General features: G+C 60.3%; 14 protein-coding genes and 1 pseudogene. 10 read left to right on the top strand and 5 right to left on the bottom strand.

The genetic code is table 11. The features are described 5' to 3' along the window. Positions 1-146: 146 nt before the first annotated feature. Positions 147-947: a peptidoglycan DD-metalloendopeptidase family protein gene (locus GN300_RS17070; protein WP_231917217.1), complete on the bottom strand. Its 801-nt coding sequence runs from the start codon at positions 945-947 to the stop codon at positions 147-149. 689 nt (positions 948-1636) lie between these two features. Beyond that, positions 1637-3352 (bottom strand): 3-ketosteroid-delta-1-dehydrogenase, encoded by a 1716-nt coding sequence (locus GN300_RS17065; RefSeq protein WP_003943733.1) that lies wholly within the window; start codon positions 3350-3352, stop codon positions 1637-1639. Positions 3353-3419: 67 nt separating this feature from the next. Here GN300_RS17065 and GN300_RS17060 point away from each other — a divergent pair, with 67 nt between their 5' ends. The 4 genes from GN300_RS17060 (at position 3420) to GN300_RS17040 (ending at position 6629) form a co-directional block, all read left to right on the top strand. Then, positions 3420-3680, top strand: a complete 261-nt coding sequence (locus GN300_RS17060; RefSeq protein ID WP_042452363.1) for a hypothetical protein — start codon at positions 3420-3422, stop codon at positions 3678-3680. Positions 3681-3839: 159 nt separating this feature from the next. Beyond that, positions 3840-4388 (top strand): hypothetical protein, encoded by a 549-nt coding sequence (locus tag GN300_RS17055; RefSeq protein ID WP_003943619.1) that lies wholly within the window; start codon positions 3840-3842, stop codon positions 4386-4388. Positions 4389-4857: 469 nt separating this feature from the next. Beyond that, positions 4858-5280 carry a hypothetical protein gene (locus GN300_RS17045; RefSeq protein WP_063315141.1) on the top strand — a complete coding sequence of 141 codons (423 nt, stop codon included), beginning with the start codon at positions 4858-4860 and terminating at the stop codon, positions 5278-5280. 98 nt (positions 5281-5378) lie between these two features. Then, positions 5379-6629 carry an amidohydrolase gene (locus tag GN300_RS17040; RefSeq protein WP_063314902.1) on the top strand — a complete coding sequence of 417 codons (1251 nt, stop codon included), beginning with the start codon at positions 5379-5381 and terminating at the stop codon, positions 6627-6629. A gap of 69 nt (positions 6630-6698) precedes the next feature. Here GN300_RS17040 and GN300_RS17035 read toward each other — a convergent pair. Further along, positions 6699-7793 (bottom strand): annotated as a pseudogene (locus GN300_RS17035) (MFS transporter); the annotation flags it as partial. Positions 7794-7920: 127 nt separating this feature from the next. Here GN300_RS17035 and GN300_RS17030 point away from each other — a divergent pair. Continuing rightward, positions 7921-8370, top strand: coding sequence for a helix-turn-helix domain-containing protein (locus GN300_RS17030; protein ID WP_007726458.1), 450 nt, complete (start codon positions 7921-7923; stop codon positions 8368-8370). 23 nt (positions 8371-8393) lie between these two features. Next, positions 8394-8996 (top strand): hypothetical protein, encoded by a 603-nt coding sequence (locus tag GN300_RS17025; RefSeq protein ID WP_082845672.1) that lies wholly within the window; start codon positions 8394-8396, stop codon positions 8994-8996. Between the two features lie 107 nt (positions 8997-9103). Here GN300_RS17025 and GN300_RS17020 read toward each other — a convergent pair whose 3' ends face one another. Beyond that, positions 9104-9325, bottom strand: a complete 222-nt coding sequence (locus GN300_RS17020) for an RGCVC family protein (RefSeq protein WP_075832430.1) — start codon at positions 9323-9325, stop codon at positions 9104-9106. A 238-nt stretch (positions 9326-9563) separates the two neighbouring features. Here GN300_RS17020 and GN300_RS17015 point away from each other — a divergent pair, with 238 nt between their 5' ends. The 3 genes from GN300_RS17015 (at position 9564) to GN300_RS17005 (ending at position 12564) form a co-directional block, all read left to right on the top strand. Then, the gene (locus tag GN300_RS17015; protein ID WP_037129595.1) at positions 9564-9908 is read left to right on the top strand and encodes a nitroreductase/quinone reductase family protein; all 345 of its coding nucleotides are present in this window, start codon (positions 9564-9566) and stop codon (positions 9906-9908) included. Between the two features lie 234 nt (positions 9909-10142). Next, the gene (locus GN300_RS17010; RefSeq protein ID WP_039972719.1) at positions 10143-10874 is read left to right on the top strand and encodes a response regulator transcription factor; all 732 of its coding nucleotides are present in this window, start codon (positions 10143-10145) and stop codon (positions 10872-10874) included. Continuing rightward, positions 10864-12564 carry a GAF domain-containing sensor histidine kinase gene (locus GN300_RS17005; protein WP_063314904.1) on the top strand — a complete coding sequence of 567 codons (1701 nt, stop codon included), beginning with the start codon at positions 10864-10866 and terminating at the stop codon, positions 12562-12564. The genes GN300_RS17010 and GN300_RS17005 overlap by 11 nt, the downstream gene beginning before the upstream one ends. 3 nt (positions 12565-12567) lie before the next feature. Here the strand turns inward: GN300_RS17005 and GN300_RS17000 are convergent, their stop codons facing one another. Continuing rightward, positions 12568-12948, bottom strand: coding sequence for a VOC family protein (locus GN300_RS17000; RefSeq protein ID WP_007726436.1), 381 nt, complete (start codon positions 12946-12948; stop codon positions 12568-12570). A 199-nt stretch (positions 12949-13147) separates the two neighbouring features. On the opposite strand from GN300_RS17000, the gene ctaD reads away from it, so the two are divergent. Then, entirely contained in the window at positions 13148-14890 is a 1743-nt protein-coding gene (gene ctaD / locus GN300_RS16995; RefSeq protein ID WP_007726434.1) for a cytochrome c oxidase subunit I, read from the top strand. The last annotated feature ends 148 nt before the right edge of the window (positions 14891-15038 follow it).

Below are 15038 nucleotides of genomic sequence, written 5' to 3'. Positions count from 1 at the left end.
AGCGCGCAAAACAGCCGGACCGTGAAATACACGGCCCGGCTGCAGCGCTCACGCACACCAAGTGGAACTCGGAGTCAACTGGGTACTGAAACCGGTCGTGTACGAGCCGTTGACTCATCCCCGGATCAGTATCGAATTATCAACTCTCACAAGTTGATCACGTCGCCCACAAGGATCTGATCGGGATTGACGATCTGCGGATTCATGTCCCACACCTGCTGCCAGGTGAGACCTCGTTCTGTCGCGAGGTCGAACAATGTATCACCGGCTGCAACGACTACCTCTGAGCCGGGCGCTGGAGTCTCCGACTCCGGAATGCTTTCTACCGGTACAGATTCGGATGCCTCAGAGTAGACAACGGGAGCAGGCGCCGGTTCCGGTGCAAATTCGGGTGCTACGTCCTGTGCCGGCGCGGGCGCGGGAACAATACTCGACCCGGTATCGCACGCCCCGATCGAACTCAGGAAGGACATGGGATCGACGGCGCCTCCACTGTGAATGCGGAGATGCAGATGTGGGCCGGTGGAGCTACCGGTGTTACCCGTTGCCCCGATCTCGTCGCCTACCTCGACGTGTTGCCCCACACCGACCCATGTTTCGGAGAGGTGGCCCATCTGAATCTGCTCGCCACTGTCCGCTTCCAACTGGATGTACGTTCCATATCCACCCGGATCATTGGGTCCGGCAACAGAAATCGTGCCCGATGTGGGCGCGTGGAGCGCGGTGCCGACGTTGACAGCGAAGTCGACTCCGTCATGTCCCGCGTGGTAACCCTGCGAAAGTGATCCGCTTACCGGCCACTCCCAATTGCAACTCGCCGACCAGCCCTGCGCACCGGCGGTACCTGCATTGGCTACTGCTCCGGCCCCCACAAGGGCGCCCAGTCCCGCAGTTACGGCGATGAATCGTTTTGTGCTGGAAGGCTTGTGTTTTCTGTGCTTACTCATGTTTTCCTTGACTGATGTGCTCGGAGCAGGTGCAGGCTCTACCCGCAGACAGCACTCAATACGTGCTGAGCTACTTGGTGTATCGCACCAAGACTCCGTTGGAGTGAAATGTTCGGATCGCGCCATGGAGAGAGGCACGGTGACCGCTCTCGAACGCGAGCGCGCGCATAGACCCGCAGGTCTGTATCTCCTGGTGACAGCACAGGAGATACGGGTTCTACATCGAGGCAGTGCCTGAATCGATCGTTGATCGAGGACTACGAATGCCGGAACAAACCGAAGGCTTCTCATTCGAAGATCGACAGGGTGGGTGTCTACCCGGATGGTCGGAAAGGGGGTGGAACATGGAGATCCTTGCGTTGCGGATGAGGAATCACCTCATACGCTGTCGCTTCACGACGCTCCACACCACGGTTGAATTACCTGGGTACATACCTGTTTTTGCGCATTCGACCCGACCGGTCGATATCAGGCGCGCCTGCGGTAGATGGCATCTGGTCGCACAATCGCCAGTGCCCCATGTCACTTCTGGAGACGATACCGCGTCTTGGTCACCCGGCGCGTCAGCGTTACCGAGATGGGACATACAGGTGGCATTGCTCCTACAAGCCGAACGGGAGACCAGTGCACGTTCCCGGCATCGGAAACGCGTGCTGATCTCCCGTTCGGCGATCTGTTGCCTAGTGGATCTACTGCTGAGTCGAAGCTACTTTCTCGGCTGCGTGGTGGGCGGCAATGTATCCGTAAACCAGCCCCTGGCCGATCGTCGCACCGGCGCCCGGGTAGGTGTGACCGAATGCGTTGGCCGCAGTATTGCCGATCGCGTACAGGCCGTCGATCACGCTGCCGTCCTCACGAAGTACGCGTGCATGCTCGTCCGCCTGCACACCGCCGCAGGTGCCGAGGTCGCTGAGCGTCATCTTCACCGCGTAGAGGGCACTCGTGTCGAGCTTCCTCAAGTTCGGGTTCGGGGACACTGTCGGGTCGCCGTAGTACCGATCGTATGCACTTCCGCCGCGACCAAATTCCGCATCGCTACCGGCAGCAGCGGCCTCGTTGAACTTCTCGAAGGACTCGGCAAAAGCCTCCTCGGGAAGACCGACCTTGCGGGCAAGCTCGACCGGACTGCTCGCCTTGTGCGCGATGCCGGAGTCGAAGAATGCCTGCGGAAGCGGCTGACGGGGGAAGATACCGCCTGCGAACACGTAGCTGTTGCGGTACTCCTGGTCGAAAACAAACCACATCGACTCGGCCGGATCTCCGGCCTTTTCCCGTTCGAGCACGCGCTGGCCGAACGACATGTAGTCCGTCGCCTCGTTCACGAATCGACGACCGGTCTGGTCGACGATGAACGAGCCTGGCAGCGCACGCTCTGCGAGCATCACCATCGGCGGGCGGCCCTTGATGCTTGCCACCGCGGGGAACCACCACGACTGATCCATCGATCCGATACCTGCGCCGAGCTCTTGTGCTGCCTCGATCGCTTCGCCGGTGTTGCCCTCTGCGCCCAGGCTCTCGTGCTCACCGAGGCTCTCCGACTGGTACTTGTGGCGCCACTCCATGTTGTGGTCGAACCCGCCGGCTGCCAGAACGACACCACGCCGAGCGGTCACCGTCACTTCACGTCCGTCTTGCACCACAACTGCACCCGTTACGCGGCCATCTTCGGTGATGAGCCGAACCAACGACGTTTCCGTCCACACCGGGATACCGGCCTGGACCACACCTGCGAACAGGCCGGCGGCGAGCGCCTGACCGCCTGCGATGTATTCACGCTTGAGTACGTACTTGCCGTAAACGCCCTGCGCCAGGCGGCGGATGATGCGAGGGAAAGCCTTGCTCGGCTTCTTCACCATCAGGTTCATCCACTTGTAGTCCGCACCTGTCACCGGCATCGGCAGTCCGGCTTCCATCAAACCGGGCCGCAGGCGACCGCGTTCCGCGCCGAGTACCGACGCGTCGAACGGCAGGCACTCGCAGGTACGTCCGGCGGCGCTACCTCCCGGCAGTTCGGGGTGGTAATCGGAGTATTCCTTGGCCCAGAAGAACTTCATGGGCGTCGTGCGGTAAAGCATGTCGACGGTGGCCGCACCGTTGTCGACGAATGCCTCCCCACGTTGGGCAGGGGCAGTATCACCGACCACCGACCGCACGTATGTCTTCGCGCGCTCAACGGTGTCGCCCGCACCGGCTTTCGCCAAGATCGGGTTGGCAGGCATCCAGAACGCTCCACCGGACCGCGCCGTCGAACCGCCAACGTACTGCGTCTTCTCCACGATCAGCGTGGACAAGCCGAGCTCGTTCGCGGTGAGGGCGGCAGCCATGCCGGTACCGGACCCGATCACCAGTAGATCGACAACGATGTCCTTGGCTTGTGTCGCGGGGGGTGCCTGATTCTTCGCCATTGAACAAATCCCTTCACGTGGTTATCGACGTAGAACGCTAAGGCAGTCGCGGCGCAGAAGGTTCCGGATGCCCAGTCAGCGGGACATTGCGAGTGGATTGGCGAAGAACGGCTCCTGCCACGGTTCGGGCGTTGTGCCCGCCCCAGCAGAATCGCGGCTTGCCTTCTTCGATGTCTACGCTGCTCACGTGAGGACAAATCCCAGCTTCGGCATCGTCGACGAAACGCTCGGCACCCTTGCACGCGGCATGCTTCCCCGCCTACGCCACGTCTTCGAGCAGCACCAGGCTCTTCACCGTCTGGCCGTCGAAGCGATTGTCAACGTCTGACAGACTCGTGCGGTTTGCATTTCATGGACGGGTACTGGCCGGCGGTTCGTTTCAACGGCGACGATGGCGTGATCGAGGTGACTGTCGAATCCTGACCGCGATCCTCGTCTCGGGCTGTCGGCTGATGTTCCTCGGCACTGATGAAGAATAATCATCTACATGAAATGGAACACCCCTACAGAGACCGGCTGGTTCGTCAACCTCGCCGAAGGTGGTTCGGCCGTATCGATATTCGATCCGTCGGGGAACGTTCAAGGCGAACTGATTCCCGCATCCGACGACGGATCGGAGAGCGTTGCCGGCGGGCGGAAGAGGAAATCGTCAACAGCCGAGCAGGATCGATCCAGGCTCACATTCCGTAAAGGCCGACCTGCATCACTTCGATTGTCCGACGGAACGATCGGGACCCTGATCGACCAGAAGCCCAAGGCCATGCGCCGCAAGAACAAGCTGTGCGAAGTCGATATCGCGGGCAGAACATACCTCTTCGTTCATTCATCGGGCCGAAAGGCAACAGCCCGGCGTGACGGAATCGCATTGGCACACATGGAACGTGGCCGATGGTCCGGTAGAAGCACCGTCGCCAGAAGAACCCTCACGGCAACGGACGCCCTTGACGAATGTGTCCTGACACTGTTTCAGAAGGTAGTGACACCTGGACGTACCGGCGCCTTCGATCAGGTACTGACCGACCTCAGCAACATATGACGTACGCCATATTCGGTGGATCTCAACCGCACTCGAGATACTGACTTTCAACTCTCGGGTCCACGGACATGCCTTGGACACAATGAGTTTCACATCTCGGAGCGGAAGGCTGAAACCAGATCATGGTAGTGTCGACGCTTTGAACACGCTCGCCCAGCGATTGTCGCCAGGTGCGATGATCACAGATCCAGATCTACTCCAGTCCTATCGGCAGGACTGGAGTTTCGATCCCGCAGCCGGAACACCGGTTGCCGTAGTACGTGCTTCGACGACGGCAGAGGCGGTTCGACGGACGGCATCTGAGGCCGCCACATGTAGCGAATAGCGACGAGTACCTGAATTCTCCTGTGCAACCGGATATGGTGAGGCTGTCGTCTTCAATGCGGCGATGCAAGAAGGGAAGCTACGACCAAAACGTTACGTCGGGGAAGACAAGCAAATCACCTGGACATGGCTGGAGGCCTCCGTGATGAATCTCGTTCGCCGACTGAGCGTCTGCACATCCGTCGTGATCGCTTCTACTCTGACGTCGGTAGCGCTCGCATCCGCCGCGGTGACCATTCCATTCCAGGTCAACCCTGCGCCGTACGGCAACCCGAACGGCAGCTTCGACGCGCCGGCCGTCCGCTGCGTAGCTGTCGTCGGCGAACTACCTGGCACGGTGACGATCACCGGAGGCAAGGAAGGCAGGTGGGGATGCCTGCTCTCGTCCGAAGTGCGCTGGCTGAACCTTTCGACCGGGGCCTCCGGCTCCGCTCGGCTCTCGGACGGCCTCAACGGAGTCCCAGCAGAGGCGATCGTGCAGACCGGGACCGGTCAAGTCGCTGTTGCCGTGCTGTCCGTGGCCGGATCCATCATCACCCCAGGTGTCACATCGTTCTACGTGCCGTAGCACCAGAACTCCGCATCACCGGCACCGTGGGACCTAAGGTCCTGTTTACCGACCCGTCATCCCGGTTAGCCTGAAAAGACGCTACCGAGAGGACACTCATGACCTCGTCAGTGCACGAAACGATCGCCGTGGATCTGGATTTGATCGACCTGTACAAGGACCTCCACAGCCATCCGGAACTGGGGTTTCAGGAGCAACGAACATCCAGTCTGGTGGAAAGACATTTAACAGCACTTGGATTCGACACCACCACCGATGTCGGGACTACCGGAGTCGTCGGAGTCCTGAAGAACGGAGTGGGCCCCACAGCGCTGCTGCGTGCGGATATGGACGCCCTCCCGGTTCGGGAAGAAACCGGATTGGACTACGCCAGTACCGTGACAACGACCGACGATCAGGGAAAGACCGTCTCGGTCAGCCACGCGTGCGGCCATGACCTGCATACGACCTGCTTACTCGGTGCGGCCCGGATCCTCTCTCACGATACGACGACCTGGTCTGGCACTCTTGTCCTCGTCTTCCAACCGGCTGAGGAACTTGGCGCGGGTGCGCAAGCCATGGTCGACGACGGACTGTTCGAGCGATTCCCGAGGCCCGACATCGTTCTCGGACAACATGTATCGCCGCTACCGGCAGGCACGATCGCCGGGCACGCCGGCCCCTCGTATGCGGGATCGGACTCACTTCGTGTGAGACTGGTCGGAAAGGGCGCCCACGGATCTATGCCGGAGAACTCGGTCGATCCCGTGGTCATGGCAGCCGAAACCGTGTTGCGTTTGCAAACTGTCATCTCACGCGAGGTCCCGAGTACTGCCACAGCTGTCCTCACCGTCGGCTCCATCCATGCTGGAGATGCCGCCAACGTCATTCCCGGCGAAGCAGAACTGCAACTCAACATCCGCAGCTACGACGCAGGTGTGCGTCAGCGCATCCTGGACAGCGTCGACCGCATCGTCCGGGGCGAAGCGGCCACCGCCGGTGCACCCACCTCACCGACCATCACCGAGACGGAGCACTTTCCGATCGTCGTCAATGATCCGGCAGCGCTGGACAAGACACTCGATGCGTTTGCCGAATGGTTGGGGACGAACAAGATTCTCGATCCCGGAGCGGCAGCAGGTAGTGAAGATGTCGGCATTCTCGCGACCAGTGCCGGTGCGCCACTGTCGTACTGGCTGTTGGGCGGTACCGACCCTTCACTGTTCACGACAGGTGACATGACTGATCCGGCTTTGCGAACCGTGCCGTCGAACCACTCTCCGCACTACGCTCCCGTGATCGAGCCGACCCTGACCATCGGTGTGAACGCCTTGGTCGTCGCGGCCAGGACGTGGCTCCGAACTCCCTAGAGTGTTGCGGGTCCGCAATCGATCGATCGTCCATGCGATCAAGGCTGCAAACGCGTAGGCGCCGCCGAGAATACTTGCAGCGCCCCACCCTGCCGCGTCGAAAACCATAGTGGTGGAAACCGCCCCAGCCGCGCTGCCCAACGAATAGAACACCATGTAACTACCGATGATCTGCCCCGACGATTCCGGTGTGTTCGCGACGATCAGATTCTGGCTCGTGACATGAACAGCCTGTACGGCGAAGTCCAACGCAACAACACCGACTACGAGTAACACCAGCGAGTGCGTCGCCTGCGCGTTGAATACCCACGACAGCAAGAGAACGACCAAAGACGCCCCGGTGACGCGTTGCGCTTTGCCTTGATCGGCCCACCGACCGGCACCGACCGCGCCCAATGCTCCAACCAATCCTGCGATTCCGAAGAGCCCGATCTGTGTGGTCGACAACCGCCATGGTTCCTCACTCAACGGCAGGGCCATTCCGCTCCACAAAGCACCAAAGGACGCGAAAAGGAACAAGGCGATCAGGGCCCGGGTGCGAAACAGTCGGTTCGTAAGCGTCAACGTCACGACAGACCCCATTGCACGCACGTACGAACGCCTATCGTGTTGCAAACGAGGATCTTTCGGCAGCATCGTCAGCGCGACGGCCGCGACCAGTACCGAAATGAAAGTGGATCCCGCGTAGACCGCCCGCCAGCCTGCCAGATCCGCAACTGCGCCGGCGACAGTCCGAGCGAGGATGATGCCGACGACAACGCCGCTGGTGATGACACCGATGTTTGCGCCCCGCTCGTCCGGGTCACTGATTGCCGCAGCATAGGCAACTATGACTTGAACAACTACCGAGAACGTGCCTGCAACCGCCATCCCGATCAACAGCTGCAGATTCGTGGTGGCCAGAGCAACAAGCATCGTTCCCGTTGCAGCAGCGACGATCTGGATTGCGATCAATTTCTTTCGATTCACGAGATCGCTCAATGGCACCAACACGATCAACCCCACCACATAACCGAGTTGGGCGAGTGCGACTACGAAACCGAGGCCGGCCGGAGGAATGGAAAGATCCGAGCCTATTTGCCCGAGGAGCGGCTGTGCGTAGTAGATGTTGGCTACCGAGACCCCGCAGAGCACTGCGAGCAACAGGCGAAGTCCGCGAGACATTTTCAACTTGCCCCGCGCGTTCTCGACAGCATGACGTGCAGTCACTTCCACCTCAACTTGGTTGCGTTTTGATACCATTTGGAGGTTACGTCAATACAGTTTCAAAACGCAACCAATGAGGAACTCGATGCCGGATCGCGCACAATGGACGGACCCGCACTGCCCGACGGCCCGAGCGGCCGACATCATCGGCGACAGATGGTCGCTGCTGATCGTACGTGACGCCTTCGACGGGTCATCGAGATTCAGTCAGTTTCAACGAAACCTGGGCATCGCAAAGAACATTCTCACGGACAGGCTCAAAGTCCTTGTCGAGCAGGGAATCTTCGAAGTCCAACCGAACGCGCAAGGTACCCGCAACGAGTACATCCTGACCGAACGCGGTATGGATCTGTTCATCGTGATCATTAGCCTGCGACAGTGGGGAGAGCGCCACGCCTTCGATGACGGTGAGCCACACTCGATCTTGATCGACGACACCACGGGCGATCCGGTTCCCAGGCTTCGACTGATCAACACACGGAATATCGACCTGGACCCTACAAGTACACATGTGGAGAAGGTCGAGGAAGGTTGACCCGCAACTCGCCAGATTGACAGATGGGCGCACATGATTCGAAGTGCGCGCATACTCCGACTATGACTGTCGATCTCGAGTTCTCCTGGCCGCAGTTTCTCTGGATTGCATTCATCTTCGTCGGCGTGCCCGCAACTATCGGCGCGAGCATCATCTGGACAATCTGGCGTTCGGAACGAACTGGCCTGGAGCACTCCACGACCGCCCTCGGCGGCGGGCACACGGGATCGGGCTCACTCGGACTGTGGAGCACCGGCCTGTTGGCCTTTGCACTGGGCTTTCTGTCTTGCATGGGCTGGCTCAGCTGGTCAGCCGACTACAAAGGCGGATTCCGCGGCCCCGGCCTGCCTGCCCCGACACAGTTCCCCACCTGGCAGGTCGTCGCCTGTGGACTGACAGTGATTCTGGCGTGTTTCGGTTCCGCCCATTGCTCGCGATGGATGAAGGCCGGCGGTATGACGGCCGCTGCCGGCACTGCTGCGGGATTCACCACCGCATTCAGCATCGACGCCAGTACTGATGTCACCGGACAGGCAGGCGTGGGCGTCGCACTGTCCACGATCGGATGGGGCCTCACCCTTACCGCACTGATGCTTCTGCGCGGCAAGTGGTCGCAACGAGGGTGAATCTGTCACTCAGTGCGGTTCACCCGCGGCGCGTTCAGTGGCGCGGGCAGTGTCGTCGAGGTGACAGTCGAATCTTGGCGTATGAATTGACGTGATGCCCAGGCGGATCAGTATCGCGAGTAGTGCTGAATTTCCTCACGATCGGCAGCGCAGATGCACTTTCGATCGAGACCGCGGTCGGCAGTCACTGCGCAGAAGCGAACCCCGAGCGGATCATGGGATTCCATACTGTGCTGACACGCCGGGCAGATCGACGGTGTTTTCTGATCCTCGTCAGTCGACTCGGATTGCCCTCGTGCATTCGACACATCGGACGGGTTCGACGCCATACAGGCGCTCCAGTTCTCGGCCGTTCGACCACAGACCGGGTTGGCGTCGAGGACGACATGGCTTGACCGCGCATATTCGAATGACCCTCGACGTACCCCACGCTACTCGCTTCGGCACACCGGTTTGTACCAATTTCTGCCCACGCGACATTCCCGGTCGAGCAGGATAGAACTACTGCACGCACCATTTCCGTGCAGGATTCGAATTCGTGCAGCATTCGTCGTGAAAGGGCTTCTCGTGAACACTTTCCAACGTGTATCCGCCGCCGTGAACGTAGTGGTCCAACCACTGATCGGCGCTCCGATCGTAGGCAAACTACTGGGCCGTTCCATGACCGTCATCACCTACGTCGGACGCAAGTCCGGTCGCACCTTCAGCGCGCCCGTGTCCTACAAACGAAAAGGCGACCATGTGACGATCGGCGTTGCCATGCCAGACAAGAAGAGTTGGTGGCGCAATTTCTACCCGGAACAAGGTCCGATCGTTCTCCAACTGGACGGTATCGATCGCCCCGGCGAGGCACTCGCACACCGAAAAGGCAAGGGTGTCTACGTCTCCGTCGAACTCGCTCCCGTCGACTGAGCGGATCGAACAGCCACCGGTGCAATCACATTCAGCTCACACCCACCGCCTCACGAGATCTGGGTGATTCAGATCTCGTGACGGTCGGGACCTTTGACTCTGTGCAATCGAGACTCGGTCTCGCACCCTTCGACGCGGGTTTTTTGTCGACCATCGGTCGGACAACCCGATCCTGTCGGGACATTACCGTCCGGTAACATCGACGGCAGGCGTGAGCTGGAAGAGGTGACCACCGTGACGATCGGCATCTATCTGGTCGACGACCACGAGATCGTCCGTCGTGGATTGGCAGACCTGTTGAACCAGGTATCGGGATTCAACGTTGTTGGCGAGGCGTCGTGTGTTCGCGAAGCCTCGGCCGGAATACCCGAATGCCGACCCGACGTGGTTGTCATGGACGTCAGACTTCCCGACGGTAACGGTGTGGAACTGTGCCGAGAACTGGCGTCGACCTACCCGAGCGCCGCCACTTTGATGCTCACGTCGTACTCCGACGACGACGCACTGCTCGACGCCCTGATCGCCGGCGCACGAGGATTCGTCCTCAAGAACATCCGCGGCCACGACCTGGTGTCGGCGATCCGCACGGTTGCTACCGGCAAGTCGCTGTTGAACACCCAGGCGGTGATCGGTTTGGTCCGGCGCATCCGGTCCGAACAGGAGTCGGGTACTGCGGCAGCCCTGTTGACCGATCAGGAGCTCTTGATCTTCGAGTTGATCGGCAAGGGACTGAGCAATCGAGAGATCAGCTCGCACGCAGAACTCTCGGAGAAAACAGTCAAGAACTACGTCTCACGCATCCTCGAGAAACTGGGTCTCGAACGTCGAACGCAGGCCGCAGTTCTGGCGACAAAGCTTCGTGCGGGCACTTCGCACCCGGATCCTTCCGGCCAGGCGACCACTCACCTGCTGACGCCATCCGGCTCGCCCTTCTCCGCCACCACGGGCACGCACCATGCCAGGTAGCCGCGACGCGCTCATGCTCAGCCTTTTCGGCGACATCGCCGGAAGCGCAGAGCTGACTGCTCTCAACCCGACTGCAATTCCCAAACTGCTCAGTGCCGTGTTGACCGTCGGGTCCACACTCCAGCTCGACGAAACCCTGCAACAGATAGTCGACGTCGCGCGACATCTCCTCGAAGCGGACTACGGCGCGCTCGGCGTGAAATCCCCCGACGGACGCTTGTCCCGATTCATCCACTCCGGTATGACTCAGGGGCAGGTTGCCAAGATCGGGCATCTTCCCGAAGGTCACGGCCTGCTGGGCCTGGTCGTTCGAGAACCGTGCCCGGTTCGAACCGACCGAATCTCCTCGCATCCGTCCTCGGCAGGGTTTCCGACCAATCATCCGCCGATGGACACGTTTCTCGGTGTTCCGATCTTCGTCAGGGGCGAGGTGTTCGGCAGCATCTACCTCGCGGACAGCTCGGAACGGACTGCATTCGACGACCGCGACGAGGCTGTACTCCAGATTCTGGCAAATGCTGCGAGCATCGCCATCGACAATGCGCGTCTGTTCGAGGAATCCCGGACGCGAGAAGCCTGGCTCAAGGCCGTCGCCGCCGTCAATGCACGTCTGCTCAGCGGCGGATCCCGCGACGAGACGCTATCGGAACTGGTTCGGACGACGCGGCACCTCACGGATGGAAATCTTGTGTGCGTCGTTCGCTACGACCTCGGCAGAGAGCCGGTAGTCCACGTCGCCGATGCTGCTGATTCCCAGCCTGCCCCCGCGACCGGATCAGCCGTCGATCTGTCCGGGACCGTGATCGACGACGCTGCGCGGAGCCGGCGGCCGATCTCTGCACCACATGGCAGTTCCGTTCCGGCACTGAACGTTTCCGGCGACGAATCAGTGGTCGCACTCCCCCTCTCCGGAACCTCGTTCGGCGGCGGTGTTCTCTTCGCGTCACGCCGCAGCAACCGCCCGTGGGGAGTGGACGAGATCGAGCAACTGACGGCGATGGCAGACATCGCTTCTGTCACTGTCGAATTCGCAGAACAGCAACGGAAAGAAAGACTGGTCGACGTCCTCGAAGATCGCGACCGAATCGCGCGGGATCTCCATGACCACGTCATCCAACAGTTGTTCGCCACCGGGTTGAGTTTGCAGGGGGTGCTGCAACGTCCAGGCGACGAGGACACCGTTCGAACCGTATTGGACACCTCTGTCGATCAACTCGATCGAACAGTCCGTGAAATCCGCACCGCAGTCTTCGACCTCCATACGAGCGAGATGTCTACTCCCACAAGCCTGCGGCGGCGACTACTCGATGCCGTCAACGGTCTGTCCGGCCACTCGTCGATCACTCCCAGCGTCACTTTCGAGGGAACCATCGACAGTTCCGTCCCGTCTCGACTTGCCCCGCACGCCGAAGCCGTTGTGCGCGAGGGCTTGAGCAACGCTCTGCGGCATGCACATGCCGATGCCATCGACGTCACCATCCGGGCCACCGAGGAGCTTGTCATCAGCATCGTCGACGACGGTGTGGGAATCGACCAGGCAACCAGAATCCACGGTCTCGACAACCTGGCGACCCGCGCTCGTCAGTGCGGAGGCTCGAGCAACATCACCAGCGAGAACGGTGTCACCGAACTGGTGTGGCGTGTTCCGCTGAGCCCCAGGCGAAGTCCGTTGCCGATCCAGCATCGTTGAGCGTCAGAGCGGATCCAGTTGGGCCTTGAGCAGGCAGAACTCGTTACCTTCCGGATCGGCCAGGACATGCCATTGTTCGTGCCCTGTCTGGCCGATGTCGGCCGGCCGCGCACCAAGACTCAACAGGCGTTCCAGTTCGGCCTCCTGATCGCGATCGGTGGCGTTGACGTCGATATGCAGGCGGGGCTTACCCTTCTCCGGTTCGTCTCTGCGACTGAGGATGATCGTCGGCTGCGGACCGCCGAACCCTTCGCGTGGGCCGATCTCCAACGAACCGTCGTCCATTCGATCGAGCACGACGAAGTCCAGGACCTCGCACCAGAACCGGCCCAGCACCTCGGGTTCCCGGCAACCGAGCACCAGTTCACTGATACGACATGCCATGACCATCTCGCTTTCTTTCGGCTCGTGAAGACAACTCTCTCGACCGTACCGGACCACGTGATCTACGCCATGCCTCTGTTCCGATCCTAGGGACCTTTTCCCCTCGTCCGAGTTCCCGGTCGCCACGATCATTGCGTTATGTTCCACAGTCCCAGGCATTCTCGGTCTTTCGTCACGTCGATGTGCGTAGGCGGCCGTCGTGGTTGATCTCGCACCCCGGCCGGTCGGTGAGGTCGATTCCCCCGCCGATGCAATTCCCCGAACCGCTCCGAAGGGTTCGAAACTGGTCGAGATCCTCAGGACCACCGATCACAAGATGATCGGTCTGATGTACATCGTGACATCGTTTGCCTTCTTCTTGATCGGCGGACTGATGGCACTACTCATGCGCATGGAATTGACCGTTCCGGGAATGCAATTCCTGTCCAACGAGCAGTACAACCAGTTGTTCACCATGCACGGCACGATCATGCTCCTGCTGTACGCGACCCCGGTGTTCTTCGGATTCGCCAACTACCTCATGCCACTGCAGATCGGGTCGCCGGACGTGTGTTTCCCGCGACTCAACGCCTTCAGCTACTGGCTCTATCTCTTCGGCGGCCTGATCGCGTCCGCCGGATTCGTAACACCTGGTGGTGCGGCAGATTTCGGCTGGACCGCCTACGTACCGCTCACCAGCGAACTCCACTCCCCCGGCATGGGCGCCGACCTGTGGATCATCGGTCTCGCTCTCGGTGGGGTCGGCACCATCCTCGGCGCAGTCAACATCGTTTCGACGATCGTCTGCCTGCGCGCCCCGGGTATGACGATGTTCCGCATGCCGATCTTCACGTGGAATGCGCTGGTCGCCAGCATGCTGATCCTCCTCGTTTTTCCGCTGCTCGCTGCTGCCTTGATCGGACTGTGGGTGGACCGGCACCTGGGAGCGCACCTGTTCGACCCCGCCACCGGTGGAGTCATGTTGTGGCAGCACCTGTTCTGGTTCTTCGGCCATCCCGAGGTCTACATTCTGGCGCTGCCGTTCTTCGGCATAGTCTCGGAGATCTTCCCCGTCTTCAGCCGCAAGCCGATCTTCGGATACACCGGATTGGTCTATGCAACATTGGGAATTGCTGCACTGTCGATCGCTGTGTGGGCTCACCACATGTACGCAACCGGCGCCGTTCTCCTCCCCTACTTCTCGTTCATGACCTTCCTGATCGCAGTTCCCACCGGAGTCAAGTTCTTCAACTGGATCGGCACCATGTGGAAGGGGCAGTTGACTTTCGAATCGCCCATGCTGTTCTCCGTCGGCTTCCTGGTCACATTCCTGTTCGGCGGACTCTCCGGCGTCATCCTTGCCAGCCCGCCCTTGGACTTTCATGTCACCGACTCGTACTTTGTTGTCGCGCATTTCCATTACGTCCTCTTCGGAACAATCGCGTTCGCGACATACGCCGGAATCTACTTCTGGTTCCCGAAAATGACCGGCCGGATGTTGGACGAGAAGCTCGCCAAGATCCATTTCTGGTTGACCCTGATCGGCTTTCACGCAACATTTCTCGTCCAGCATTGGCTCGGCGCCCAGGGCATGCCTCGGCGGTACGCGGACTACCTGCCATCGGACAATTTCACTCTTCTCAACACGATCTCGACCATCGGCGCGTTTGTGCTCGGAGCCTCGACGATTCCGTTCATCTGGAACGTTTTCAAGAGCTACCGGTACGGCCGAATTGTGACTGTCGACGATCCTTGGGGCTTCGGAAACTCGCTCGAATGGGCGACGTCCTGCCCACCACCGCGACACAACTTCACCGAACTTCCCCGAATCCGCAGTGAGCGGCCGGCATTCGAACTGCACTACCCCCACATGGTCGAAAGAATGCGCGACGAGGCGCATGTCGGACTGCTTGGTCACAAGTCGGTTTCCGACGTGAGAACTGAGGTGAAACAACATGAATGACGGCACGAAGTACCGAGCCTGGGCAGAAAGGCAGCAACACGAATGCCGAGCGAAACCCGGCCATCTCCTCGCCCCGTTGCTCGTGCTCATGTTCGCTGTCACGACGCTCGTGTGGTTGCCCCTGACGACTGCCGCGTGCTCGATAGTC

Origin of the sequence: Rhodococcus sp. Ni2 (assembly GCF_021352185.1) — a bacterium.
Classification (GTDB): Bacteria; Actinomycetota; Actinomycetes; order Mycobacteriales; family Mycobacteriaceae; genus Rhodococcus_F; species Rhodococcus_F qingshengii.
Note: the sequence above shows the minus strand (reverse complement) of the source record. Positions and strands in the feature narration are given on the sequence as shown.

Excerpts from the sequence above, each read along its gene's own strand:
- GN300_RS17005 (WP_063314904.1), top strand. The coding sequence starts at position 10,864 with ATGCCAGGTAGCCGCGACGCGCTCATGCTCAGCCTTTTCGGCGACATC.
- GN300_RS17045 (WP_063315141.1), top strand. The coding sequence starts at position 4,858 with ATGAATCTCGTTCGCCGACTGAGCGTCTGCACATCCGTCGTGATCGCT.
- GN300_RS17030 (WP_007726458.1), top strand. The coding sequence starts at position 7,921 with ATGCCGGATCGCGCACAATGGACGGACCCGCACTGCCCGACGGCCCGA.
- GN300_RS17040 (WP_063314902.1), top strand. The coding sequence starts at position 5,379 with ATGACCTCGTCAGTGCACGAAACGATCGCCGTGGATCTGGATTTGATC.
- GN300_RS17025 (WP_082845672.1), top strand. The coding sequence starts at position 8,394 with ATGGGCGCACATGATTCGAAGTGCGCGCATACTCCGACTATGACTGTC.
- GN300_RS17065 (WP_003943733.1), bottom strand. The coding sequence starts at position 3,352 with ATGGCGAAGAATCAGGCACCCCCCGCGACACAAGCCAAGGACATCGTT.
- GN300_RS17020 (WP_075832430.1), bottom strand. The coding sequence starts at position 9,325 with ATGGCGTCGAACCCGTCCGATGTGTCGAATGCACGAGGGCAATCCGAG.
- GN300_RS17000 (WP_007726436.1), bottom strand. The coding sequence starts at position 12,948 with ATGGCATGTCGTATCAGTGAACTGGTGCTCGGTTGCCGGGAACCCGAG.
- GN300_RS17055 (WP_003943619.1), top strand. The coding sequence starts at position 3,840 with ATGAAATGGAACACCCCTACAGAGACCGGCTGGTTCGTCAACCTCGCC.
- GN300_RS17070 (WP_231917217.1), bottom strand. The coding sequence starts at position 947 with ATGAGTAAGCACAGAAAACACAAGCCTTCCAGCACAAAACGATTCATC.
- GN300_RS17060 (WP_042452363.1), top strand. The coding sequence starts at position 3,420 with ATGCCCAGTCAGCGGGACATTGCGAGTGGATTGGCGAAGAACGGCTCC.